Raw genomic sequence first — 25,586 nt, forward strand, 5'->3', positions numbered from 1 at the left:
TCACCAGCGAGCTAGATGACTACATCCACTGGTATAACTATGAGCGAATCTCATTAACGCTGCAGTGCCTGAGCCCCATGGAATATCGGGCTCAGGCACTCGCGGCATAGACTCTTACTTACCGAGTCCAACTTTCGGGGTCCAGTTCATAATGAACTGGACCCCTCCATTGGGTTAAGCCCTGTTAGCCAAGTACTTCTTCGGCAATGCGAGTCAGCGCACGTTCAAGAGATGCCCGCAGCACACGTGGAACGCGTAGGTGTTTGCCAATGCGCACCAGACCCTCGGCTTCTAGTGCTTTTATGATTGCCTCGGCACCCGGAATTGTCTTCTCAAACAGGGGCTGAAGATGAGCCTGCTCCGGCTCCAAATCTTCAACTCCTGGAATCTGGAAGGCAACTTGGGTCCGAGGAGGATTGTTCGACCCCGCTTTGCTCAGCAATGCGGCGGCCATTTGAGTGATCGTGTGATCACTTTCTGGGCCAATGGCGTTGAGCAAGATATGAGCGTAGATACCCTCGGCAATGATGTCCTTGATGCCGCGTGCACCAAAACCAGTGTCGGCGAGTAACGCATCGGAAACCACTGGCGTCGGGACGGCTAACTCATCTTGTTTGGTGAGCAGCCCGGCACGTAGCAAAGCATCCCAGTAGGCTCCAAGTTTGGGCAGCTGGGCCAAGGAACCAATGCTGGTTCCTGAAACTGGTTCCCAGAGCAAAGGCGCGGATGCTGCCTGCGCATCGAACACAATATCTAGGCCGATTGCAGCAGCGGCAGATACGAGTTCTGATTCAAGCAGTAATCCATTAGGCGCAACGGCACGCCCTTCACCAACCCATGCCAACAATTTGCGAGCCGTGGCGACCATTTCTAGCTTGGCCCATTTTTCATCGGCTGTTGCTTCATCGAGTTCATGAACCGCAATGGGTGATTCACCACTCTGTGCAGAGATTAAATCAAAGACCGCACGGAATTCTTCTACTGTGCCGCTCCACTTACCTGTTTCTGCCAGGAAAAGGGCGAACTCTTTGAGGATGCTGGCGCAGGCGATTGCTACGTCATCACCGATGGCGCGCAGGTCGGCAAATTGGGTCGCGAGAGCGTCGTGTTCCAGCTCGGTAACAGAAATCTTATTGCGCAGTCGCGAATGAACTGTCAACAGGGTCACCAAGCCCTCGATTCCGGCCTCGGTATCGGTGGCCGTGTGACGCTCGTTGAAGAACGCGCGTAGCTGCGCCACATACTGCGCCATGGCATTGCGTACCGGTTGTTCAAAGACTGATGCGCCGTCGCTAGAGCGTCGTGCTGGGTGCCCGCTGCGTGACGTAGCGGCCTTGGACTTAGATTTAGACATGGCGTTGCTTCCTAAAACTTGGCAGAACTTCGATACTAGCGACTAACGGGCGGGCACGTGAGATAGCGCCCTGGATTCTTGATAATTATTCTTCGAACAACGAACGGACATCGTCGGCACTGATGGCCGAGGCAAATGCAGCATCGTCATCGAGCACGGCGGTGAAGAGCTTTGCCTTTTTCTCTTTCAAAGCCATGACCTTTTCTTCGATGGTGTTCTTAGAAACCATTCGATAGACCATGACGTTACGTTTTTGCCCAATTCGGTGGGCCCTGTCAACTGCCTGATTTTCCGAAGCAGGGTTCCACCAAGGATCCATCAGGAAACAATAATCGGCTTGGGTCAGGTTCAAACCAAAACCTCCGGCCTTCAAGGAAATCAGGAATACCTGAACCTTGCCCGAAGTGAAGGACTCAATCACCTTGCCACGATTAGTTGTTGAACCATCCAGATAAGCATGCTCTATGCCTGCAGCATTGAGCATGTCTCTGGCCTTGCCCAAGAAGGACGTGAACTGGCTGAAGACCAGCGCGTTATGGCCTTCGGCAGTGAGGTCTTGAAGTTGCTCTAGCAGGGCTTCGAGTTTGCTGCTGGGCACCGAATCATATTCTTCACCGATAAGTGATGCATCGAGTGAAAGCTGACGCAGCTTGGTCAGTGAAGAAAATACAGCAAAGCGGTTCTTGTCCATGTCTTCAAGCATGCCCAAAACTTTCTGGCGTTCACGCTGCAGATGGCGCTGGTAAATAGTGCGGTGCTTCGGGCTTAGCTCGAGTTCTAGTACCTGTTCCTGTTTTTCGGGCAGGTCGGTAGCCACGAGTTCCTTGGTCCGACGCAGCATCAGAGGCCGGATACGTCGACGCAGCCGTTTCAGAGCCTCATTATCGCCATCTTTTTCGATTGGTTTACGGTACGTTTCATCAAAGCGCTTGAGCGAAGCGAAAAGACCGGGAGCGGCAATAGAAAACATTGACCAAAGCTCCGAAAGATTGTTTTCCATGGGGGTGCCGGTGATCGCCAACCTGAAATTGGTCGGGAAATCGCGGGCCTGTTTGGCAGCCTGCGTTGCGGGGTTTTTAACGAATTGGGCTTCATCCAGGATTAGACCCGAGAACTTGACCTCACGGTAGGCGGCTTGATCAATGCGGAATAGCCCGTAGGAAGTGACGATAATGTCAACATTATCCGCAAGCTGTACAAGGGGGACCCCGCTACGGGCCATGGTTTCGGAGATCGAGACAGCCCTCAGGTTGGGTGCGAAACGCTGAGTTTCGGAGACCCAGTTCGAAACCACAGAGGTAGGGGCGACAACCAAGAAGGGTGGGATCTTCCCGGTTGTTTCATCATGGGTATCCTTGGCATGCTGAATGAGCGCAAGGGTTTGCAAGGTTTTACCCAACCCCATGTCATCTGCCAGTACACCACCGAGCGAGTTGTCGTAGAGGAAAGAAAGCCACTCGAACCCTTCGCGCTGATAGGGACGCAAAGTTGCGTTGATACTTGCGGGGAGAAGCGCATGCGTGACCGAAGAAATATTCGCAAGGCTCCCTGCTGACGCTTTCCATTCGGCACTAGCCTCGGCATTGGTCGCCAATTCGGAGAGTTCTTCCCACAATGAAGCCTGATGTTTCGAAATTCTGATGGTGTCATCACTATGATGATCGGAAAGTGCGCGGGCTTCCTCAATGAGTCTGCGCAATTGTTCGTACTCGGGCCGAAACAACTCGAAGTACTTACCATTGGGCAACATGAGGTGTGAGTCGTTGTGCGCAAGAGCCTGGAATAGCTCCGTAAAAGGAACCTTATTTCCCTCGATCGTGATTTCGACACCAAGATCAAACCAGTCGTTGGTCTCCGTGTTTTGCGTCGAGACCGTAATGAGCGGATCTGCTGTGAGTTCCTCGAACTCGGTGGCAATGCCGGTGACTCGTATTTCCAGTGATTCGAGATCTTGCAGGCCCGGCAACGCCCAGGTAATGAAACGTGCTGCGGCAACACCGGTAAATTCGACAGAGTCGGTAGAGGACAGTTTTCCTGTTTTAGGGTTGGGCAGTAGGTCTGCAAACGCTTCAGGAAAATCGGTGAGTGCCGCAGCAACCTCACGTGTTAAGGAAAGTTCGGCACGAGTATCGCGTTCAACAAAGTCGTTTTCGGTGCGGAATAACGATGCGAATGATCCGTCGTAGTCAAACCCCCAGTGCAGGATGATGCCGGGCTTGCCGGGGTGATCTTTTTTCTGCTTCCGGATGCGGTCTGGCTCACCGGAAACGTGCGCAATCTTCAGCACCATCGTGGGAAGTACCGAGGCGGGAACCTCAACCGAATCATCGGTAGAGGTCAGTGGGGCGGCCTTGGCAATTTTGGGAAGATATTCTTTTTCGAAACTTTCGCGACCATTGGCCGGAATCATAACCTTTTTGTCCGAACGAAGCATGCCGGTAAGCAACGGGGTGAGCCGATCCTTAGTGGGGCCCAGATGAATGTCGGCATTTTTCAGCGCTCCGATACTCTCCCACCAAAAGATCCCATGATCCGAAATGGAGCCAACAAAACTCGAATCAAGGTTGGCAGGCATCTCACTGATGAGGGGCTGAAGTCGGAGCTTCTTGCCTTCTTCGGCGATATCAATACGCACATCTACCGGCTGATGGAACTTGACCGTGGACTTAATCGAAGCACCCTTGAGCTCGATCCCTAAGACCGCTGCAGAGGTGAAATGATTCCAAACCATTGGAGTCAAAAAATCACTGGCTAGCAGGTGCGAACCGTTCCAAGCCGCAAAGGAATTTAGTTGAAGCAGGGTGCAGAACCACTCAATTTGGGCAGGATCGTAATGGTATTCAAAAGGCAGCTCCGGAATTCCGCCATCGCGGGTAAAACGAAAATGCTGCCACGCAAGATTTCCAGAAACCCAGCGATTCTTTTCATTGAGCTGGATTGGCCGCATGGCAAGTTCCAGCCTTGAAGTATGGGGGATTTCCCCAGCCTTAATCTTATCGGCGGCAGCGGAATAGTAACGAGGGCTCACCTTGGGGCGAAGCTCAAATTGTAGGCCCAAGAAACGAGTTGTTTCTTGAGAGCTAGCGGGCTCTTGATCACCCATCAAGTCATCGAGGGTGCGTTCCCACGGCGCTCGTGGGTCGGGTGTCTGTGCGTAGTTTTCATCCCACATGTAGGAGAAAAGCAATGCCGCAGCATGCTTGCAGTTATTTCCAACTGGGCACGTACAAACCCCATATTGTGGATAAAGATATCCGTTGCGTACCTGTGAATGGATAGCGGCACGATAAATCGTGTTTCCGGAGCCCAGTACACTTCCGCGCACCATGCTCATGGGCGCAATCCAACTGGTGTCCAACACACGTCCGGTGCTTGCGTAGTCAGCGCCGCGTGTCATGGAAGTGGCACCCACCAGCTCGGTAATCAGAGAAGAAGAAACAAGCGTGGGGAATGCGGAGGACATGCAAGTATTCTAAGCGAGGGCGGCGTCACTTAGGTCAGTGCTTCAACAGAAGGTGCCTAAAGGCTGAAATTTGTTGCGGCGCAATTCATCGGTGCGGCGCAAGAGCTAGGGTATGTCACGTGAAATGGTTTGCTCGCGTACCCACGTTGTCGCCAAAGCCAAATCGACCTCAAAGCGGTATTGACGGTATGTAAATTGGGCACTCAGGGAACAGTGCGTAAAAAATACGGAATTTCCTCAAAATCTCTGTATTAAATACAAGCCACGCCGCGTGGTGGTCTGCGTCACCGTTGAAAAGTGAAGTCTCATTGCGAAGAAGCAATTTCAGCGTCAAAGTTGAGGTAAGCAATAGCAAATTCTTGAATGGAGTGTGACCATGGCCAGCGCAACGACGCCTGAGCATGTAGTAATCGTAGGCGCCGGGTTTGTGGGCCTCTCCACCGCTTGGTACCTGCAAGAAGAAGGCGTCAAGGTTACGGTCGTTGACCGTGGCGGCGTGGCCTCCGGTGCATCCTGGGGTAACGCAGGTTGGCTGACCCCGGCACTGACCCTGCCGATCGCCGAACCATCGATCTTCTCCAACGGTCTGAAGATGATGATGGACCCGGCGTCCCCGCTTTACATCCCGCTGAAGGCCGACGCCAAGCTGCTGCGCTTCCTGATCGGTTTCACCTGGCACTCCACTCCGAGGAAGTGGCAAGAAGCCATGCGCATCTACTCGGAGCTGGGCACCACCGGCCTTGACGCATTCGACGAGATTGCCGAAGGCACCAACGCTGGTCCGGGCGTCGTTGAGAAGACCACCCCGGCCAACCCGTTCCTGACCGGCTTCAAGAGCCTCAAGGACCGCGATGGTCTGCTTCACGAATTCGACATGATCAAGAAGACCGGCGGCAACGTCGAATACGATCTGCTCACCGGTGATGAACTGCGCGCCATCGAGCCGACTCTTGCCGATGATGTTGCAGCAGGTGTTGCCATCAAGAACCAGCGCTTCTTGAACCCACCGAAGTACATGGAATCGCTTGCCGAATCCGTTATTGCTCGCGGTGGCGACATCGTGGGCTCCTACAACGTCACCGATATCCGTGACAATGGAAACTCGGTCACCGTCATTGGTTCAGAGGGCCGCTCGATCACCGCTGACCACGTCGTCATGGCAACCGGTGCATGGCTCAACGACATGACCAAGAAGTTCGGCGTCAACGTAGTAGTCCAGGCGGGCCGTGGTTACTCCTTCACGGTACAGCCAGAGGTCATGCCGACCCACCCGATCTACTTCCCGACTCAGCGCGTTGCGTGCACCCCGCTGGGCGATCGCTTCCGCATTGCCGGCACCATGGAATTCCGCGATGCAAACCACCCGCTGGAGCCAAAGCGCATCGAAGCAATCGTTGCCGCGGCAAAGCCGGTCTACAAGGGCATCAACTGGGAAAACCGCAAGGAAGAATGGGTTGGCGGTCGCCCCTGCACCGCCGACGGCATGCCACTGGTTGGTGCCACCCGCTCACCACGCGTCCACGTTGGCGGCGGCCACGGCATGTGGGGCGTTGCCCTTGGCCCGCTGACCGGCAAGATGATTGCCGCTGGCATCCTTGGCAAGGAAAAGCCGTCGGTTGCACGCCACTTCGATCCGCTGCGTAAGGGCTTCTAAGCCTTCTTGAGCTAACGCGATAGCAAAATTCAGCACGTGGGGCTCGGTTTACGGAAACTATTTTTCGTAAACCGAGCCCCACGTCGTTTGCTAAGCAAAATAAATAAACCAGATATGAAATCCTGAGCTTGTGGATGATTCACACGCAGAACTAACTCCCGAGCAATAGAGGGCCCTGAAGAAAAGCTCGGCTGGTTATTGGGGCATGCAATTTTCTGCGTGCGCCATCATGATGCTGATTTTTGCCGCAGGAGTAGTTGCCTCGTGGGGCTACGGAATCGGCTTCTCTGACCCGGACACTCCGGCAGGTGATGGGTTCATGTCTTTACTGAGCTTCGGGCTGTTCTTCGCTTGTTTCTTGTATCTGTTGAGGATCCGTCGGCAAAGCAAGGGGCTGGGCAAACTTCGCTATTCCTGGGTGATCCGCCAGACCGAGCGCGCTACAGTTGGCAATTTTAGGTTCCCTTCACGTGACCTAGAAGCCTTAGCCTTGGCTCGGAAGGCGGCACAAGGTGTGCTCAGCGATGAGGAATTGGAGATGCTTCAGGGAATAGATCAAGATTTCCCGTATCCGTGGCGTCTGCCGCCACGCAGTTAACGCTGGTCAACGGATTTCTAAGGGTGACGGATGCCCTCGCCAGCTATAACGCTTGAGTATCCTTCGCGAAACGTAGGGAACGCAAAACTAAAGCCACTGGCAAGGAGCCTCGCATTTGAAAGGCGCCTGTCACCGCCGCGCTTTGCCTCGCGCTCGCCAATAGCAGGAATGCTCACGTTTAGGCGATGGGCCAAGAATTCGTGTAACAAGCCAAGATCGGCTGGCTCATGATCAACGCCTAGATAAAGCGGTTCAGGAGTATGCAGCATGGTGCCCAGATGGATCAGCGCGGCTGCAGCATCATCGCGGTGAATCCGGTTGGTCCAGAATGTTTTGCTTGGAGTTCTAGCCACACCGCTTTTGACCTGTTCGATCAGATGGTTGCGTCCCGGGCCATAGATTCCGGCAAGTCGGAGGATGATGGGGGTGCCCGGATATTGGCTCATCACTGACTCGGTCTCAGCCAGAATCTGAGCGCTGGGGCTCGGTGGGGCAACCGGGGTGTTCTCATCAACCCAGCCACCGGCGGCATCCCCATATACTGCGGTCGAAGAGACCAATATGAAACGACCATGGAGAACATGGTCTCGGTCTAGCGCGGCAAGAATACGCCGTGCCGCTACTAAATAGGTGCGCGTGTAAGCTCCGGAGCTGCGTTCCGCTGCTGCAGGCGTGAAGATCACAAGTTCGGTGTCCGGGTCAATGACAGGAAACTCAACAGAGTCATCGCCTAGATCTACTGAGGCACTAGCAAAACTCTTAGGAAGTAATTCTGCTCGTCTGCGCCAAGCAGTCACGTGGTGACCGGCAGCAGTCAGGCGTAGCCCGACCTCGGTGCCGAGGTCCCCGGCACCGAGAATCAGGACTTTCACTTCTGTGTTGGTCGCACTCCGGCGCGAGCCATCGCATCGGTGTATGCAGCAACCATTTCGTCGAACCAGCCCTGCTGTTTCTCCGCCGAACCCAAGAATGCGCGGTCCGCGGTGGAGCGAACCTCGTAAATCTTGATGCCACGTTGGTTGATGACCTGCTGGCCGCCTGCCTTGATCCAGGCCTGGACCAGACGCTTGGCTTCGGTACCGTGTGCCACGATCGCCGAGGTCCGATACGCGATGCGCATTAGTTCCTTGAGCGGTCGGATACCGGCCTTAACCTGATCCGGGGTGAGCTTGGTTCCGCCATCGGGCAATTCCCACGGGAAGACATTCCATGGAATGCCATAACGTGGTTCTAGCCCGGCAGCGTCATAAACTGCCGCGAGCCGCGCTGCTGTTGGATCATCGTTGCGCAAAGACAAAAACCCCGAGGATGTTCCGGGACCCGGTGCGATTTGCAAGGAAATAACCCGAGCCTCATCCACATCGTGTATCGGATCGATCAGCGGAACCCGGGAACCAGGTTGTTGGTCCTGCAACTTGCGACATAGTGCAGTGAGTTCGGCGATGGATTCGTCCTCCACCTTGCTCAGCTGTTCTTCAAAGTATTCCGATTGGCTCATTGTTTACCTTTCGCCCTACCCTTGAGCCTACGCCGATTGTGCCGCCGGTGCATTCGGCCGTGGACAAGTTGACGAAAGTTGGGTCATTTGGCTACCGAACATCCGCAGTTTGCCGCTTCCTTGAGTTGCCGGGGTAAGGTGCCGGATGATGGAGCCATGGGTATCAATGATGAGGATTTAGTCTTCTTAGCTCGTTGTGTGGATCTTGCCGAGGAATCACTCGGGCTGGGGGACGAGCCCTTTGGCTCAATGCTTGTGGCTGATTCTGGTGAGGTTCTGTATCGAGGACATAATGAAGTTTCATCGGGTGACACCACTGCCCACCCCGAGCTGGCAATATCTCAGTGGGCACTGAGAAATCTTTCCGCACTGGAACGTAAGAATTCCACCGTTTACACTTCCGGCGAGCACTGTCCAATGTGTGCGGCGGCTCATGGCTGGGCGGGACTGGGCCGGATCGTTTTTGTTGCTAGTTCGCAGATGCTTGAAAGCTGGTGTGAAGCATGGGGTGCACCGGCATCCCCGGTAGCCGCGTTGCCAATCTCGCAGGTAGTTCCATCGGTACGGATAGACGGGCCGGCACCATCTCTTGTCCCACGGATTAAATCGTTGCATCATATAGCGTTTGAGCGGCAGCGTAGCTGAGCATCAATGAGCAGTTAGACAATTCCTAAGCCGCGGATTTCAAGTTGAGGGCCCGACTCCGATACGTTGTCTAGTAGACCTCTTCTCTGCTTTGTTGTCTTGCATTTTCGGTTCTAATCGACGGTTATGCCAACAACGTAGGGTATCCGCGTTGAAAAGGATCCAGCGTTTCACTCATGTCAGATTCCCCAGCGACACCGGCCAAGCCCAAAATTCCATGGTTTTGGATCATGCCAATTCCCGTGGCGTTACTGATCGGCGTCATTATCGGCATGCAGATCCCTACCCCCGGTGATCAAGTTGCAACACCGCCAGCGGCCACTACGCAATCAAGCGAAACCCCGGCTCAAGATCAGCCGGCGCAGAAAATCAATATTGAGCGACGCGAAGCCAGCGACCCAACGGCCGTTGGCGATATTAACGCTCCGGTCACCCTGGTGACTTATTCTGACTTCCAGTGTGGCTACTGTGCCAAGTGGGCCAATGATTCATTGCCAACCCTCATCAAAGAGTATGTTGATACCGGAAAATTGCGCATTGAATACCGCGACATTATGTTCTTTGGTGAGAATTCACGGCAGAGCGCAGAGCTTGCGATTGCCGCAGGCAAGCAGGGTAAATACCAAGAATTCCATGACGCGGTCTTTGCAGATGGTGCTACCGCTAAGAACGCAGACTTTTCGGCCGATGGGGTCAAGATCATTGCCAAGAGCATTGGCGTGGATCACCAGCAATTAGTCACCGACGCGGCTTCCGCAGAGACCAAGGCACTGGTGCAAAAAAACCATGATGAGGCTACCAATCTTGGGGTTACGGGCACTCCCACATTCCTGATCAACGGTTCACCCCTGGTTGGCGCCCAACCACTTGAGGCATTTGTTCAAGTGATTGATTCCGAGCTCGCGGGCTAAGCGAAAGAAGCCTGGATCATGGAAGTTGGCTTCGCCTACGCAATCTTTGGGGGCATGCTCGGGGTTTTCAGCCCCTGTAACGCCTTGCTGCTACCAGCATTCTTTGCGAATATTGCGGCCTCCAAGGCAAAGCTGCTGAGCCTAGGAACCGTCTTTCTAGCAGGTCTGCTTGCCACCTTGGTTCCCTTGGGTCTGGGCTTGGGCTGGCTTGGTGGGACCCTAATCATTGATCGTGGTGTGCTGCTGACCAGCGCTGGTTGGGTGCTGATTATTCTTGGTGTGCTCACAGCGTTTGGCGGGGGTTTTGATATTTCTCGTGTGTTTCCGGGTAAGCGCAAGGGTAGCGTAGCCGGATCTTTGGGCGGTAGCTTCGCTCTGGGCGCTGTCTCCGGGGTAGCCGGTTTCTGCACCGGGCCGGTGCTTGGTGCAATATTGACCTTGGCGCTAACCTCGGCCAACACCTTACAAGGTGGTCTGCTGCTGGGGCTTTATGGATTGGGAATGATCATCCCCATCATGCTCATCGCGCTGCTAATTCGAAGGTCCGGGCATGGGGCTACCAAATGGATGCGAGGGCGTACCTTCAAAATTGGGCCGCTTAAACTTCACAGCACTTCGGTGCTGATGGGGTTCGTGACGGTAATTGTTGGCTGGCTCATGATCTTCACCAACGGCATGGCGTCCATCCCGGAGCTGCTGCCTTCCGCAATGATCTTGTGGTTTGAAAACTTGGGACGCACGCTGGACGCCATGGTTCCCCCGTGGGTCTGGACCCTTCTTGTGGGTATTCTTTTACTCTTCTTCTGGCTCCGTGCGGCTATCCGCCGCACAACGGCAGAAGTTACAACGAAGGCCAGCGAGGCCACGGTTGACGAGTCCGCCGAAACTAATTAATGACCTCAGTTGCGCTGGATGGGGCACTTCCCCGGTGTCTTCAGGCACGGACTGCTAAGCTAGATCATCGAATCTATGTTCTAGGGAGGGTCTTTAGATGTTTGGAAACAATACCCCTAAACCTCCCGCGCCGACAGCCGATTCGCAAGGCCCTGTGGGTGCCGTTGAAGCTATGGGATTCCCTTCCCCGGCACGGGATTACTACACCGGTGGAATCGATCTGAACCGACTGCTCATTCACGATCGCACCTCAACATTTCTGATGCGCGTCTCGGGTCATTCAATGGCAGCATCGGGCATTGCTCATGGGGATGAGGTAATTGTTGATCGGGCGCTAACCCCTAAAGACGGCTCGGTGGTTATTGCCGTACTCGACGGTGAGCTCGTGATTCGAAGGCTTGTGGCCCATCACGGCACCATGGTGTTGTGTAGTGATGAGCAGGCACCCGAGCACGCGGGGGTAATCACCGAGGAAACCAGCATCTGGGGTGTCGTGACCAGGTGCTTGCATCATGTCTGAAACCCGTAACGCACGTATGAGTCTTGAGCGCATTGCACTGATCGATGTGAATAACTTCTATGTTTCGTGCGAACGCGTCTTTGATCCATCACTTAAAGATCGCCCGGTCGTGGTGCTTTCCAACAATGATGGCTGTGTCGTCGCACGTTCGCAGGAGGCCAAGGACCTGGGTATCACCACCGGTGCTCCCTTCTTCCAAGTTAAACAATTCATGCGCAGCCACGGCATGGAGGTGCGCTCGAGTAATTACGAACTCTACGGAGACATGAGTGCCCGCGTCATGGAGGTGCTTGGGCGGTTTGGAACCTGGCAAGAGGTCTACTCAATCGACGAATCATTTCTCGGCGTACAAGGAAACATGAATGACCTAGGCGAACTGGCCACCCATATTCGCGCAACGCTGGCGCGAAGTGTCGGTGTGCCAGTATGCGTGGGCATCGCACCGACCAAGACGCTGGCTAAATTCGCAAACCATGTTGCCAAACGCAATACCCACCTTAACGGTGTGTGCTCGCTAGATTCCATGGATCCAGAAATTATCGACAGCATCCAAGCAAGGGTGCCGGTCACCGATCTATGGGGAGTGGGAAGCAAAACAGGTTCCAAACTTGCTGGCCTAGGCATCACCAGCATTGCGGATCTCAAACGAGCCGATATCACCGAAATCCGCAAAAAATTCTCTGTAGTCCTGCAGCGAACGGTTCTTGAACTCAACGAAACCCCATGCATCGCTCAAGCTGAGGAACGCGCCGATAAGCAACAGATCATGTACTCCCGGTCGTTCTCCTCCCCGGTAACCACCCTAGAATCCATGCTTGAGGTCATGTCCGTTTACTCGCAACGTGGTGCCGCCCGGCTCATGAGCGACGGACTCTGGGCAACACTGCTGAGCGTTACCGCGGGCACCAGCCGCTTTGCCACAGGAGATTCGTCATTCCCCTCGGTGACTATCAAATTACCGCGCCCCACCCAAGATCCCATTCTGCTAAGCCGGCTGGCCACCGAGGCCATGCGTGAAATCATGAGCCCGGGGCTTTCTTATGTTCGCGGAGGCGTGATCCTTTCCGGATTGCAACCAGACCCGGGACAGGAAGCTTTTGGAATCTTTGAAGAAGAAAACTGCCAAAAGCATGTCGGAAATGTACTGGGTGCTGTCAAGGCAAAATTCGGTGATAAAGCCATTGGTTTGGGCTCGGGCGGATTTGCAATCGAACCAACATGGTCGATGAAACGCGAATATTCATCACCAAAGTTCACTACAGATTGGTCGGAACTACCTGTGGTGCGCGCCTAATCCTCACGCTCATGAACCGAGCGACAAATTTCTTCCGGGCACCCTTGCCAAGTCTTAGAAAAATAAGCAACGATTTCAAGGCCTCGCTCGTACCTGTATTTCGGAGCCAAATTGCCAGTCACTACGCTCGCCGAAGTGCGAATCCCCATCATGAAGAACTCGCACACTGCAACGTAATTCCATAGATCCATTGCAGTATCGATGACTTCGTCGTGGGTCATCCACTCGGGATCGCTGACGATTTGAGCCGCGAAGTATTCAATGGTGTCGCGGTCCAACACATGGTGTTTTCCGCAGTCGCACCATTCGATTCCACGGCTGGGCATCAGCCATACATTCGGCGACATACCTGGAATACCAAGTTCAGAAAAAGGTGATCGAACGCCAAAGCATGGAGCCATTTCCGCGATAACTGTAAAATCTGAGTGTTGGTGCATTTGGCCAGACCTTCCTTCGCCTTAGACCTAGGGTAGCGGCACTAACCGACGCTATGCACCAGCAACGGCTCACGGACAATCGCTGGGCCTTCAAAGATGCAAACACCACACATTTGCCAGTATCGAGCACGTTGGAAGAATCATTGAATTATTCTGTGGGATGGGAATCATGAAGAACACGGGTAAGAAAAGGGCGCTCACGTCAATTTTTTTCATTTGGTTGGTGGTTCCGTGCCTAGCACTTGCTGGATGTAGCGCGGAGCAGGGCGCTGCCCCCATGGAAAGCTCAGGAACTGGTCAAAGCACCCTACCTAGCGCATCAAGTTCGCCAACTTCGAACACCCCAATTCCCCAGCCCTCGGCGACAAGCCCTTCGCTAAAGAGCACTCCACCATCACCAACTACCAGCCCAGAAACCTCCTCCGCGCAACAGCTAGTTGCCAAGCTCAGCAACGAAGAAAAAATCGGTCAGATTCTCATGGCAGGAATCCCCGCCACCGGAGCCAGCACACAAGATCGAGCAAATATTAGCGAGAATTCTCTGGGTAATGTGTTCCTCAAGGGACGTAGCAACGCGGGTGTTACCGCAACCAAAGCCGTTGTTCAGCGCGCCACCCAGGCAGTCGAAGAAGGGCAAAGCCAAGGAATTGTGCCGTGGGTTTCTACCGACCAAGAAGGTGGGCTGGTGCAAGTTCTTAAGGGCAATGGATTTTCGCGTATACCTTCGGGGAAGATCCAAGGCTCATGGAGCGCACAGCTTCTCGAACAAAACGCCATGAGTTGGGCCCGTGAGCTCAGCAAAGCCGGAATCAACGTCAATCTTGCACCTGTTGCTGACACCGTACCTAGTGCCAAATTTGCGCCCTCAAATGCGCCCATTGGTTACTTTGGCAGAGAATTTGCTTTCACCCCACAGGCAGTTACCGAGTCCGTGCGTGCATTTTCCCATGGGATGAGAAAGGCTGGGGTCGCGCCTGTGGTGAAGCATTTCCCGGGGCTTGGGAGAATGACTAAAAATACCGATGTTGCCAAGAACGTCACCGACACCCAGACCACTCGCAACGATTCATACCTTGAACCATTCAAAGCAGCAGTAGCCGATGGAAACGACTGGGTGATGGTTTCAAACGCGTATTATTCAAAGATTGATCCGGCAAATATTGCCCCATTCTCCTCAACGATCATGCGCGGGATGTTGCGCGAAGATCTTGGATTTACTGGCATGATCATCTCCGATGATGTATGCGATGCTGCCCAGCTTTCACCGTGGAGCCTCGCCACGCGAGCCACCCGATTTTTTGAAGCCGGCGGCACCGTGTTGCTCTGTGTCGAATCCTCAAAGACGGTGATCATGGCCAAAGCGCTAAACGCCAAGGCTGCTCAAGACCCAGCGTTTGCGAAGCTGATTGATGCTGCGGCCCTGAAAGTCCTTGAAGCCAAGCTTGACTAGATAATTTCTATGTCGAGCTGGCTGATTGTTGCTTGTCGGTAACTAGCCAATCCATGAGCATTTTCTCGGGGGAGAACGGTTCCATCGTTGAGCAGATGATCGCTGCGCAAAGGCTGGAATCAAGAACCGAGAAAACAGAGCCACAATATTCCGGGCCCGACCACCCCTGACACCAAAATCCCAGCCTGCGGTCGATCACGACCCCGACCCCGTACGCCGGGTGAACCGACGGAGCTGGTGCGGCTGCTAGAACAGTGGTAAAAATTCTTTGGTTGCTTCTTCGAAGAACAGTGGGGCCCACACACTCCGATCTCCAAACATGGACTGCACGAAACGCAAGAGATCGGCGGGCGTCGAATATGCGGCCCCGGCCGGGCCGGTACACAACGTTGAATAACCGGTGGGGGCAAGGACGTCTCAAGTTCCGGATTTCGAGTTTCACGCATATCGGCAGGTTCAAAGACTTTTCGGTGCAAATATGGGGATCGCGACATCCCGGAGAGTTCTTCAAGCATTGAACCCAAATACCAAAATCCGGTGTTGCTGTATTCGAAGCTGCCGGGTGTGACTCGGGTGCTTGCTGCCACGATCTCTTCCCGTTCCCCAGGGGGGAATCGGGGTCATGCTGCACCGCGTGGAGGTACGCGGGGTTTGTTATGTAGTTTCCCAACTCTGCCGTGTGGCGGAGTACCTGCCCGATGCTACAACCGGAAGGTGCGCCGGGAAGCAGCGCGGCGAGTGAGTCTTTAAGTGCCAAGAGTCCGGCGTCGCGAGCGCGCAATACCCCCCCCCTACGGCAATGAACAACTTGGTGATGCTGTAGACGGGTAATGGTTCGGTGGGACCACGGGCAATAATCTCACCCTTCGATAATGCGGGATCCCTGAAAGCAGCAATGGAATCGGCAGGAAGTGCGGTGAGTGGCCTGGCCAAGACGTATCTGGTCTCCATGGCTTCTAGCGTACGAGGGCGAGTGAACTACTTGGTGGAAAACATCATGTCTCAAACAGAAGTGGGGGTGGTGTTATCGGCGAATGTTTCGTCGGTAACACCACACCCACGGTGTGCTCTATACGGAACTGGCCGGCTAGAGGGTAAGGAGTGCGGCTAGAGATTAGCCTTTCTTGCCATGTCCCTTTCCGTCATTGTCCTTGTCTTCTTTGTGGTCTTTGTCCTTTTTCTTGCTGATGTTTACCGAAACTACCTCGGCACGATCACCGGTTGCGTTCTTGTTCTTTCCGCTCAGATCACCTGTGGCGTTGTGCAGGTGTAGGAACAAGGCGCGGACATCGCTGCTGCCTGGCTTGAGGTTCGCTGTCAGCTTGCTGTTATCAAGGTCGGCGAAGACAGTGCCAGCACCATCGAAGGACAGCGCCGGTGCCAGAGCATCAAAACCAATCCAGTCGGTCTGATCGACGGGAACATTGTTTCCGTCTTCATCCGAGTTGTACTGCGAAAAAGTAGCAACGCGGTACTGGATCGGAGCACTTGTTCCCTTCAAACCCAGTGCCGCAAGCGAGACAGGGAAGGAAGCAACGTTGGTGTCAAAGGTGTTGGTATCCAGATCTCCGGCAACCCCATTGAGGAACTGCAAGTCAACCTGTTGAACCGGGTTCAGCGAGTAGGTTGCTACAACGTCTAGATCTAGGCCTTCAACGGTGGTATTGAAGACCACATAGTCGGCCCGTCCATCCTTATTGGTATCGATTTCGATATCAACCTCGGTGCCTCCGGCTAGGTGAGCCCAGTTACCCCAGGTACTCACACCGAAGTTCAACAAGCCATCGGCAATACCGGTGGTGGGTGCAGTTGTTGCGGCACCTACATATTGCAGGTCCATTTCGCGTCCGCCCGGAACCGTATCCAGGTTCTTGCCCTGGCGTGCGGAGGTTGCTCCGAGTTCAAAGGCCGAAACCAGTGAAAGGATCCGCGAGTCACCGCTGCCGGTGAGCAACTGATCGCCCTCGAGTTTAACCTTGGTGGAAGTAGCACCCTTGGCGAACTGAATCGACTTGCCGGCGCTCATCTCCGAGACCGGCTTGGGTGCGGCATGGATTGGAACACGCAGCGTCGGTACCTTAGCGGCACTGAGTTCTACACGGCCTGAAACATCGCTGACCCAAGCACGCGGAACGCCCAACTGATCTCGATCCATGGTTGGGTCCAGGGTCTTGGCGAACTTCTTTGTATCAATCTCGAGAGTCACCTTGACCTTGGAACTCTTGCCAGCCTTGACCGTAACTTTCTTCTCGCTCAAGGTGTACTTGGCACCGGGAATTTCGGTGGACGGCACATACTTCACGTTGTAGGTCTGCGTCTTGGAGGACTTGTTTTGTACGGTGATTGTCTTGGTTGCCTTGTACTTCTTCTTATCGAGTTCGATAACACCGAAAACTACCGAGGTGAGATCCGGTGCGTCCTGAGCATAGGCGTAGGCAGGAGTTTCAAGCGCCGCGGAGGCAATGACACGTCCGGAGCCCACACGGTTTGGCCCATAGGCCTTACCGCTGGCTGCCAAGATATCCTGTGCCGCTGTATTCATGACAATCGACTTGATTTGGTACGGGGTGTAGTCCCCGCTGCCGGCCACCAGGGCGGCGATGCCAGCAACATGTGGGGACGCCATCGAGGTCCCGGACATGACCGCGGGACGGTTACCTGTGCCCACACCCACCGAACCAATAGAGGTGCCCGGGGCAGCAACATCTGGCTTCACGATTCCTTCGGAACCGTGGACGCCGCGCGAGGACGATGAATTCAGTGTGTCACCGATGCCCGAGGGTGAGCTAACGGTGCCCACGAGTGAATCATCGAGGGTGACATTCAGTGTTCCGGCAACAGCTGCTGGACGCAACGCATCCGAGTTTGCCTTGGTGAACTGGGCGCCAGGGATTGTTGAATTGCCGGCGATTCCCGCTTCAAAGACGGCTACCTCGGAGTCGAGAATGACACCGGTTGCACCGGCGGCTTCGGCATTATTGAAACGAACTCCAGAGCCACAAGGGAACTCTAGATTTTCGCTCCACTTGAGCCAGACCCATTTACCGTTCAGAGACCCGGGAGCAAAGGCGGAGCAACCAAATTCATTGGATGCCGGGGCCATGACCACCTGGCCGGTGAGCTTGGCAGGATCCGCTGCCGAGTAGTTGAAGTTCGCCGAATATTGTCCGGCAAGAGTTCCTGCTTGGGCCACCGGTTCATTGACCTTGATGCCATCGAGGGTGATCTTTGAACCCACCGAGTTGGCGACTGTTAGTGCGGAGCGGGCGTTCCCCGGTGCGCCACCAATATCGGTGATATCTCCGGCGTTACCGGAGGAGATCACCGAGAGAATGCCGATCTTGGCCAGCGCGTTGACAATGTCGGTCTCCGGGTCATCGGCAGGGGACTGGTCCGAGCCTAGCGACATGTTCACGATCTGTGCGCGGTCATCGAAGACGCCGTCGTTGTTGGGGTCAAGCACGTAATCGAGAGCCTGCCCGACCACTGAAGAGGAACCTTCGCAACCAAAGACGCGGATGCCCACTAGGGACGCCTCAGGTGCGCTGCCCGGGCCAATGCGCATGGCCTGAACCTCGTCTGCCGTGAGCTTGGTGTAATCCCCGGTGAAGGTGGTGCCATCGGCGTTTACGCCGTAGCCAGCAGCGGTGCCGGAGACGTGTGAGCCGTGTCCGGCTGCCGAGCAATCAAGTGGGTTGGCATCCGGCTTGGGGACGGGTTGGTAGCTGGCCGCGCGTGGGTCGGCGTTGTAGTCATCGCCGACAAGATCCCAGCCACCGATGAACTTATCGGGATCGTAGAGCCCTGAGTCCTTTGCTGGAAGGGCCGAAGAGGCCTGAGCCTGCTTATAGCCTTCGATGGTTCCAAGGCCACCAAAACCAGCGTGGGTGTAATCGATGCCGGTGTCCAAAACCGCGATTGTCACGTTCTTGCCGGTTTCTTTCAACGCGCTCCAAGCCTCAAGAGACTTGGTGTCGATATCGGAGTTCTTGTTATCCGGTGACTTTGGCACGATTGCCGTGATCTTTTTGACGTCGCTGCGCTTGGCCAGTGCCCGCAATGCCTCAGCATCGCCGCGCAGGGCAACGCCAGGCAGCGAGTTGGTGGTGGTGTAGATGATCTTGGCGTTGGCTTCCTTAGCGGCGTTCTTGCCCTTGGCTTTAATGTTCTCTCGAACCTTTTTGACCTTTACCGGATCCTTGACCAGCGCTTCGGATGATTCTGCGGCTGCCACCGGTTGTGTGGCTTCGAAGGCGCCTTCGCCCTCGAATTGCACGTAGACCGAGATGTCTCCGGTGGCATCCTTCAGTGGGCCCGCAACCTTGAGGGACTGCAGAGATGCCGGTGCTAGACCACCGAGGGAGACTGCGTCTCCGTTGGGGGAGGGAGTGATATTTGGTGGTGCCGCCAGGGAAGGGACGGACATGGTTAAGGCCAGGGCAAGCCCTGTGGCCGAAGCCAAGATCGTCCGCGCGAGTCTGGGGCGACGCGGGTTGATCATGATTCTCCTTGTTTGAAAGAAGCGCCCATGGGAGGTCTGATATAAAACTGGGCACAAGCGAAATCATATGTGTCCTGCGTCATATATCAAGGTGTTGTTTGAGAATCGTTCAAAGTGTGTACTTTTGTACAGGGGCACCAAAAGTGATAACTGCTAAGGAATAATGTCACCAAAGTGCCAGCGGCTAGGGGCGATGGGGTGCAAGAAGGAACCTTTGTGCGCAGGATTCCCGCTGGGATCGTATTATCTTGAATGCCGATGCCGTGCGCTGTGGCTGGAATGCCATGCATAAGTATTTGTTCGGGAATCGGTGATAAAAGCACGCAAGCGGTGGCCCCCACTCCTGGTGGGACCACCGCTTGGTGAAGCCGGGGAAAGCTCCCGGCGGCTAGCTCAAAAATGACATAAGACTAGGTGCCTTAGCGTGCTCCACCTTGCCACAACGCATCGAAGGGAGCTGCCGAGGCAACACGGTTCTTAATGCCCTCGGTGACAAATGCCTTGGCATTGCGTGCTGCTTGCAGCGGAGTCTCACCCTTGGCTAGTTCCGCGGTGATTGCAGCTGCAAGCGAGCAGCCAGCACCTGAGACGGCAACTTCTCCAACCTTCGGGGCTGAGAGGATCTCGAGGGTCGTGCCATCGTAGAACACATCAACCGCTTCGCTACCAGCAAGTCGAACCCCACCCTTGGCCAATACCGCGGCACCGGAGAGTTCATGGATCTTCTTAGCGGCTGCGGTGAGATCCTCAACGTTGTTGATGCTCATGCCGGAAAGGGATTCTGCTTCAAAGTGGTTGGGCGTGACAAAAGTCGCCAGCGGCAACAGGTTTGTCTTTAAGGCCTGATCGGTATCAAGTGCGTGGCCAGGCTCCTGACCCTTGCAAATCAGCACCGGATCTAGCACGATGTTGTTCCATTCCTGGTTACCCAGGGCGGTAGCAACGGTATCAATGGTGGTGGGAGATCCCATCATGCCAAGCTTGACGGTCTTGAGGTCTGCTGCGTAGCAGGTCTGTACAGCTTCAAGCTGGTCGGCGATGACCTGTGCCTCTACTGGTACAAAGCGGTGGTTCCAGTTGTCTTTAGGGTCAAAAGATACGATGCAGGTCAGCGCGGCGATACCGTAGGTGCCAAGCTCTTGGAAGGTCTTCAGATCGGCCTGTGCACCGGCGCCGCCGGTGGCCTCGGAGCCTGCAATTGTTAAAGTAATGGCGGGACGAGTCCCGGTGGTGGCAGAAGTCATACCTTCTAGTTTAGAGCGAGTTTGGCGAGCATCTGCACACGCGGCCAGGGCTTGGGAAGTCCATTGTCTTACACGCAGGTTCCGGCGAGCGAGAGGGCATGTCCCCAGAGGCGGGATCTTAGTGGAGTGTATAGGTGGTGATCAGTGTTGCGTTTGACCAACCGGAGCCGCGCTGTGTGCGGGTTCCTGAAGGACTATCCGCGGAAGTCACCATGAAAAGCCATGCCAGGCCCTGACGTGTGGCCGAGGCAGCAAGGTTTGCAATGATCGCGTGACGGAAAATCTCAGTATTTTTGGTCGCAGTGATCACCGGTTCGCACAAGAGGGCAAACCCTTCACCGAACCGGATGCGTCCGCGGGCAACGGGTGCATCAAAGTCTGCTATTTCAAGGACATCGTAATCATCCATAGGAGCATCAAAAAGTGTTGCGGTTTCCGGAAGTGAAGCTGTCTGTTCGACGTCTTTGGTTGCGGCGGCCAGTAGCACCTGATGTTCGGTCAGCTGCCACCCCGCGGAGGCCAGCTGCGCGGCAAACGCTTCGTTGGGGCTTCCGAGCAGGCTTAGTTTGGTTCCTAATTGGTGAGAAACCAATGAATCGCTGTCCGTGGAATCGGATTCCGCTGGCCACCAGCGCATTACCTCGCTGTCGGTGGCGGAATCGCCACGGCTATGTAATTCCTGGGTATCGTCACGGGTGATATGCCGGTCGCGGAGCAGTGCGAGATCACTGACCCATGTTGGAAGGTTTTTGGCAACGGCGGGCATCTGGGTTCTCCTGACTTGCTGTGGCGTCTTCTTTGACTCTACGCCCGAAAGCGAGTCCATGGAAAAAGCCGTAAAACAGTGCCTGAACACCGGGGCTTTGCGAGCCAGATATTTGCTAGGTAGCGGTTCGAATCAGTGAGAGTACATCATCGATGATGGTCCGGACCACCGGCATGCGTGAGAGAACCACCAACCGGGCAATCATGGGTGCCGCATTTTTGACTAGACGGTGACTGCGCATTGCTTTCTCTGAGGAATCATAGGCCCAGAATAGGAAGATTCCACGCTGGATGAGCCACAAAAGTTGCGGTAGATCCTGCCTGATAGCCAAGGGAGGTAGCGGCCGGGACATGGTGACAACCTGACGCCACAGCCCAAATTCGAGGGCTCGCTGGACATCGCTTAGTTCGCCGTGGGAGCCGGAGAACGCTGTGCGGATAAAAGCAGGACCAAATTCGTGGAACGGAGCCAACACGGCTAGGCCTTGTTCGAGCGCCAGACGGATATTTGTCTCAAGGGTGTTCCCTTCGACGAGCATTGGCCATGCGGTGGTCCGGTGCTGTTCGACTAACCCACGGTAAAACTCGTGAACTATCTCGTCTTTTGACTCAAAATAGTAGTAAGCGTTGCCGAGTGAAAGGCCAGATTCCTTTGCAATGGCGCGCATTGTGGTACCAGCGAAACCCTTGGTGGCAAAGAGCCTCAGGGCAGTGTTTAGCAAAAGTTGGCGTGTTTCAACGCCTTTTGCGGTTTGCTTTGACACGTTTCTCCTTGCATTACCTAGCTTCTAGGCCATTCTATTACTTTTTGATCATGTTCAAAAAACGAATATCGTTGTCAGTGCCAAAACCCGACACCAGTTGGGAAGGGAGGTGGGTGCTCCGATGCCCTAAAACACCGTCCTTGAAGTGAATATTTGCCATGGGATACTTGTAACTCAAGTGCTAATACAGCGAGTGCTCTCTAGATGCCGGCCGCCAATGATCATTTTTGAGATGACATGGGCTGAGCTGGTCTAGTGCAAGGCGACTTGGCGAACCACTTCTTTGATTGGGTATAACCATGGGCGAAATAACCGCCTCAACTTCACAACGTCCGAAGGCCTCACGCGCGATCTTTGCATCAGCGGGAAGCCCCTATTTCTCCACCGTCTTGGCCCTCATGGCAGTGGTGGTCATTCTTTCCAATATTGGTGCAGCCAAGGGAATAACCTTTGGCGCCATCATCACCGACGGAGGATTTTTCCTCTTTCCACTTGCCTACATTCTTGGCGACGTCATCTCCGAGGTCTACGGCTTCAAGGTCGCTCGACGAGCCATCATCACAACCTTTGCTCTCGCGGCATTCTCCACCCTGTGTTTCTGGATCATGATCGCCTTGCCCGCAGCCGAATGGTATGACGGGCAAGAGGCATTAGAACGAACACTGGGACCCATCTGGCTGATAGTTTTGGCCTCATTACTGGGATTTGTTGTTGGCCAAACCCTGAACTCTTGGGTTCTTGTCAAAATGAAGGAACGTTTTGGAGAGCGCGGTCTCGTGGGCCGGCTGATGGGCTCCACAGGTGTTGGCGAATTCGCCGATACCCTGATTTTCTGCTCGATCGCCGCTACAGTCATAGGCATAGAATCCGCACCGGATTTTGCTAATTATGTGCTGGTTGGATTCATTTACAAGACGGCTGTTGAATTTGCCTTTGTCCCAGTGACAGCACTGGTGATTCGTTGGTTTAAGCGCCGCGAACCAAGCTATGCATTGGCCCAAGCCCCAAACGGGCAAAGCTAAGATCCTCGCTTTCCATCAAGGGCGGTAGGTCATTCATAGCGATTATTCGTTGTGAATGCCCTACCGCCCTTGATGTTTCACGCAAAATCATCCGCAATGCTGATCATCGCCGGAACCAATACCCGGTAGCGTCAAGACATGGACACCGATCACCGACAGCTGCTCAAAGCCACAGATCTGGTGGCCGGGTATGGGCACCAAGATATTTGTGGCCCGTTGGATCTAGTCGTAGAGCCGGGCCAGGCCATAGGCATCGTTGGGTTTAATGCGGCAGGAAAATCTACCTTGCTACGCACACTCGTTGGTTATCAAGAACCAGTCAGCGGTGCATCGGTCATCCTGGGCTCTTTCTACGATGACTCAAGTTACGTTTATCGCAAGGCTGTTTCGGTAGTCTTTGATGAGGACGCATTTTTCCCCTCGTTGAGCGTCGAGGAGCATTTACAGCTCATTGCTGGAGGCCATGGAGTAGCCAACCCGCAAGAAGCAGTTGAAGCCGAATTAGAATTCTTCAACCTCGAAGAGGCTCGCACCGAACTTCCGCAACGGCTTTCCTCGGGACAACGTCGGCGGTTGCTCCTAGCCGCCGCATTATTACGACCTTGCCAGCTCTTGGTTCTTGACGAACCCGAACAACGTCTTGACCCAACCATGCGCTTTTTACTTGCCAACCGCTTGCGTGAATGCGTCAAGGCGGGAGTGGCATTGCTGGTCATCACCCATGATCCCGAATTCTTGCAAATTGTTGCAGACTCGGTGCTGGTGATTGCCGATGGAAATATTTCCTCGGTGAGCGTCACCGAGGGCGCGGCGGCGATTGCCAATGAGTGATCCTACTATCGCGCTTTTTGATAACACTCCCATTGAATTTGACCCGTGGAAGAAGAACCACGTTGCCGAAAAGAAGGTTCGCCGAGAGAACTTTTGGGAACGGCTCTCGGACGCCTACATATCTTTGCTGGCTGCCGGGATCGTTTTTGCCTACACAGCAGGTCTTTCCCACGCATTCTCCGCTTCGCTCAAGGAGAATATTGGAGGTGGACTCGTTCGTGAGGGCTTTGGGGTCCTATCCGGTGAGGCAGCAGCTTCGGCAGTGGTTATGGTTGGCATGTTGGCGGTGCTCTCGCTCGTTTGTCGGTTGGGACCGGTTGCTGTGGACTCTGCCCAAGGTTTTTGGTGGCTCACCCTGCCGGTCCGTCGATCCCCGTTTTTGGCCAGATTGCTGCGTCAACGCTTGGTGACCACGGCACTCTATGGGGCATTTCTCTGGTTACCCATTGGCTATGGAACGACTCTTGGTGGCATTTCCTCCGGTGGCTTGGTCGGGGTGCTGCTGGGCTCGGCGAGCCTTGCACTGCTCTTTGTGCTGATTTCACTACTTGCCGCACTTGCCCAAACCCGAGGCTGGAGTAAGGGTTTTAGTACCACGGTGAACTACGCGATGCTAGGTGTGGTGCTTGCCTACACTCTTGATGTGTTCTTGCTGCTCACGCAGACCGGCACACTGGCACGATTCTGGGCGTTGTTGCCCTCGATGTTGCCGGCCGCAGCACAGAACGGTAACTGGTGGATCCCGCTGATTCTTGCCTTGATAGCGGTTAGCGCATTTCAAATTTTACGTAACCATCTTGAACTTATAGACAGCAAAGAACTTGTGTCTAGGGGAGCTGCGAGTGCACATGCTGGAGCAGCACTTGCGCTGCTTGACGATAAGTCGTTGGCCACGGCCATCGAACAGGCGGGAACCAACGATTCACGCAGGGCTCAACGCAAACGAGAGCATATAAGGAAACGCGGGGGCGATGTGTTTTCTCGGCTCATCCCCTTTCACTGGGTTCGTGGACCTTATAGTGCGCTGGTTCGTGCAGAACTTCTGGTGCTCCTGCGCGCACCACGCGTCTGGCGCGGACTTGTCACCGGGTTTGGAATACCCCTAGCCGGTGTCTTTGCGGCTCAGGGTGGACACCCCTTGGTACTCGGAGCTCTAATCATCATTGGTTGCTGTGTTGCCGCACGTGCTGCGGCAACAGCTGCTGCACAGGCTGCCGATGTCCCATCCGTGGAAGCCATCATTCCGTTGGGGCGCAGTGCCATGCGCCAGGTGCACACGCTAATTGCCGCGGCATTGACGATTCCGTGGGGTATATCGCTTGCCGCAACTCTTGGTTGGGCAGTAGAAACAACGGCAGCAGAGATGCCCTTGTTGTTGAGCCTTGGTGCTTTGACAGGTCTCGGGTTGGCCGCTGGTGGAGTACGTTTGGCCTACCGACCGGAGCTCGATTGGGGGTCGGTGCTGCTGTTGACAGCACTGGGACAAGCCACCGGGCCGCTGATTCAGCATTTCACCCATGGCTATGACGTCATGGTGGTAGCAAGCGTCGCGCTGCTTGCCGGGTTACTCCTGAACCCCATACCGCCCCCGCTGGTGGCCGTGGCAGGAATCGTTGCGGTGGTGTTGTGGGCCGTGAGCACCAGCACGTCGGCGAACTCGAAAGCTCACGGGATCCGGTGAGCGATTAAGCACGGTGCCCGAGCTGTTAACGCAACCGACACCAATCCGCTGAACTGTGCC

22 protein-coding genes are annotated in these 25,586 nt (G+C 54.8%); 12 read left to right on the forward strand and 10 right to left on the reverse strand.

Annotation, left to right across the window (positions count from 1 at the left end; translation table 11 throughout):
* A partial coding sequence (locus tag CQ018_RS18475; RefSeq protein ID WP_146111881.1) for an IS3 family transposase occupies positions 1-110 on the forward strand: 110 nt, incomplete at its 5' end.
* 74 nt (positions 111-184) lie between these two features.
* Here CQ018_RS18475 and CQ018_RS18480 read toward each other — a convergent pair.
* Together CQ018_RS18480 and CQ018_RS18485 are read right to left on the reverse strand one after the other, a co-directional pair.
* Positions 185-1,354, reverse strand: a complete 1,170-nt coding sequence (locus CQ018_RS18480; RefSeq protein WP_105551486.1) for a hypothetical protein — start codon at positions 1,352-1,354, stop codon at positions 185-187.
* Between the two features lie 85 nt (positions 1,355-1,439).
* Complete coding sequence (locus CQ018_RS18485; protein WP_105551487.1) at positions 1,440-4,817, reverse strand: SNF2-related protein; 3,378 nt, start codon at positions 4,815-4,817, stop codon at positions 1,440-1,442.
* Positions 4,818-5,193: 376 nt separating this feature from the next.
* Between CQ018_RS18485 and CQ018_RS18490 the strand changes: the two genes are divergently transcribed.
* Together CQ018_RS18490 and CQ018_RS18495 are read left to right on the forward strand one after the other, a co-directional pair.
* The gene (locus CQ018_RS18490) at positions 5,194-6,471 is read left to right on the forward strand and encodes an FAD-binding oxidoreductase (RefSeq protein ID WP_105551488.1); all 1,278 of its coding nucleotides are present in this window, start codon (positions 5,194-5,196) and stop codon (positions 6,469-6,471) included.
* A 205-nt stretch (positions 6,472-6,676) separates the two neighbouring features.
* On the forward strand, positions 6,677-7,069 hold the full coding sequence (locus CQ018_RS18495) for a hypothetical protein (protein WP_105551489.1): 393 nt from the start codon (positions 6,677-6,679) through the stop codon (positions 7,067-7,069).
* Positions 7,070-7,086: 17 nt separating this feature from the next.
* Here CQ018_RS18495 and CQ018_RS18500 read toward each other — a convergent pair whose 3' ends face one another.
* Together CQ018_RS18500 and CQ018_RS18505 are read right to left on the reverse strand one after the other, a co-directional pair.
* The gene (locus tag CQ018_RS18500) at positions 7,087-7,941 is read right to left on the reverse strand and encodes an NAD-dependent epimerase/dehydratase family protein (protein WP_105551490.1); all 855 of its coding nucleotides are present in this window, start codon (positions 7,939-7,941) and stop codon (positions 7,087-7,089) included.
* Entirely contained in the window at positions 7,938-8,567 is a 630-nt protein-coding gene (locus tag CQ018_RS18505; RefSeq protein WP_105551491.1) for a uracil-DNA glycosylase, read from the reverse strand. Before CQ018_RS18505 ends, CQ018_RS18500 begins: the two co-directional genes overlap by 4 nt.
* 156 nt (positions 8,568-8,723) lie before the next feature.
* On the opposite strand from CQ018_RS18505, the gene CQ018_RS18510 reads away from it, so the two are divergent.
* From CQ018_RS18510 to CQ018_RS18530, 5 genes are all read left to right on the forward strand, one after another.
* Positions 8,724-9,212 carry a nucleoside deaminase gene (locus tag CQ018_RS18510; RefSeq protein WP_105551492.1) on the forward strand — a complete coding sequence of 163 codons (489 nt, stop codon included), beginning with the start codon at positions 8,724-8,726 and terminating at the stop codon, positions 9,210-9,212.
* A 176-nt stretch (positions 9,213-9,388) separates the two neighbouring features.
* A complete protein-coding gene (locus CQ018_RS18515) occupies positions 9,389-10,123 on the forward strand; it encodes a thioredoxin domain-containing protein (protein WP_105551493.1) in 735 nt (244 codons plus the stop codon).
* An 18-nt stretch (positions 10,124-10,141) separates the two neighbouring features.
* A complete protein-coding gene (locus CQ018_RS18520; protein ID WP_105551494.1) occupies positions 10,142-11,017 on the forward strand; it encodes a cytochrome c biogenesis CcdA family protein in 876 nt (291 codons plus the stop codon).
* Between the two features lie 172 nt (positions 11,018-11,189).
* Positions 11,190-11,537 (forward strand): LexA family protein, encoded by a 348-nt coding sequence (locus tag CQ018_RS18525; RefSeq protein WP_374954220.1) that lies wholly within the window; start codon positions 11,190-11,192, stop codon positions 11,535-11,537.
* On the forward strand, positions 11,530-12,831 hold the full coding sequence (locus CQ018_RS18530; protein ID WP_258142742.1) for a Y-family DNA polymerase: 1,302 nt from the start codon (positions 11,530-11,532) through the stop codon (positions 12,829-12,831). The genes CQ018_RS18525 and CQ018_RS18530 overlap by 8 nt, the downstream gene beginning before the upstream one ends.
* Here CQ018_RS18530 and CQ018_RS18535 read toward each other — a convergent pair.
* A complete protein-coding gene (locus CQ018_RS18535; protein WP_105551496.1) occupies positions 12,828-13,268 on the reverse strand; it encodes a hypothetical protein in 441 nt (146 codons plus the stop codon). The genes CQ018_RS18530 and CQ018_RS18535 overlap by 4 nt on opposite strands.
* Before the next feature lie 277 nt (positions 13,269-13,545).
* Here CQ018_RS18535 and CQ018_RS18540 point away from each other — a divergent pair, with 277 nt between their 5' ends.
* Complete coding sequence (locus CQ018_RS18540; RefSeq protein ID WP_258142743.1) at positions 13,546-14,718, forward strand: glycoside hydrolase family 3 N-terminal domain-containing protein; 1,173 nt, start codon at positions 13,546-13,548, stop codon at positions 14,716-14,718.
* A gap of 119 nt (positions 14,719-14,837) precedes the next feature.
* Here the strand turns inward: CQ018_RS18540 and CQ018_RS20890 are convergent, their stop codons facing one another.
* From CQ018_RS20890 to CQ018_RS18560, 5 genes are all read right to left on the reverse strand, one after another.
* Complete coding sequence (locus tag CQ018_RS20890) at positions 14,838-15,305, reverse strand: serine hydrolase (protein WP_181150009.1); 468 nt, start codon at positions 15,303-15,305, stop codon at positions 14,838-14,840.
* A 527-nt stretch (positions 15,306-15,832) separates the two neighbouring features.
* Positions 15,833-19,219 carry a S8 family serine peptidase gene (locus CQ018_RS18545; RefSeq protein ID WP_105551498.1) on the reverse strand — a complete coding sequence of 1,129 codons (3,387 nt, stop codon included), beginning with the start codon at positions 19,217-19,219 and terminating at the stop codon, positions 15,833-15,835.
* Between the two features lie 419 nt (positions 19,220-19,638).
* On the reverse strand, positions 19,639-20,463 hold the full coding sequence (gene thiD, locus CQ018_RS18550; RefSeq protein ID WP_105551499.1) for a bifunctional hydroxymethylpyrimidine kinase/phosphomethylpyrimidine kinase: 825 nt from the start codon (positions 20,461-20,463) through the stop codon (positions 19,639-19,641).
* 118 nt (positions 20,464-20,581) lie between these two features.
* A complete protein-coding gene (locus CQ018_RS18555; protein WP_105551500.1) occupies positions 20,582-21,229 on the reverse strand; it encodes a hypothetical protein in 648 nt (215 codons plus the stop codon).
* Positions 21,230-21,344: 115 nt separating this feature from the next.
* Positions 21,345-21,992 (reverse strand): TetR/AcrR family transcriptional regulator, encoded by a 648-nt coding sequence (locus CQ018_RS18560; RefSeq protein WP_105551501.1) that lies wholly within the window; start codon positions 21,990-21,992, stop codon positions 21,345-21,347.
* A gap of 299 nt (positions 21,993-22,291) precedes the next feature.
* On the opposite strand from CQ018_RS18560, the gene CQ018_RS18565 reads away from it, so the two are divergent.
* The 3 genes from CQ018_RS18565 (at position 22,292) to CQ018_RS18575 (ending at position 25,526) form a co-directional block, all read left to right on the forward strand.
* Positions 22,292-23,014, forward strand: a complete 723-nt coding sequence (locus CQ018_RS18565; RefSeq protein ID WP_105551502.1) for a queuosine precursor transporter — start codon at positions 22,292-22,294, stop codon at positions 23,012-23,014.
* Between the two features lie 138 nt (positions 23,015-23,152).
* Positions 23,153-23,845 (forward strand): ATP-binding cassette domain-containing protein, encoded by a 693-nt coding sequence (locus CQ018_RS18570; RefSeq protein WP_105551503.1) that lies wholly within the window; start codon positions 23,153-23,155, stop codon positions 23,843-23,845.
* Complete coding sequence (locus tag CQ018_RS18575; RefSeq protein WP_105551504.1) at positions 23,838-25,526, forward strand: DUF6297 family protein; 1,689 nt, start codon at positions 23,838-23,840, stop codon at positions 25,524-25,526. The genes CQ018_RS18570 and CQ018_RS18575 overlap by 8 nt, the downstream gene beginning before the upstream one ends.
* Positions 25,527-25,586: the final 60 nt, after the last annotated feature.

It is taken from the genome of Arthrobacter sp. MYb227, assembly GCF_002975435.1.
In the GTDB taxonomy this organism is placed as follows: domain Bacteria; phylum Actinomycetota; class Actinomycetes; order Actinomycetales; family Micrococcaceae; genus Paeniglutamicibacter.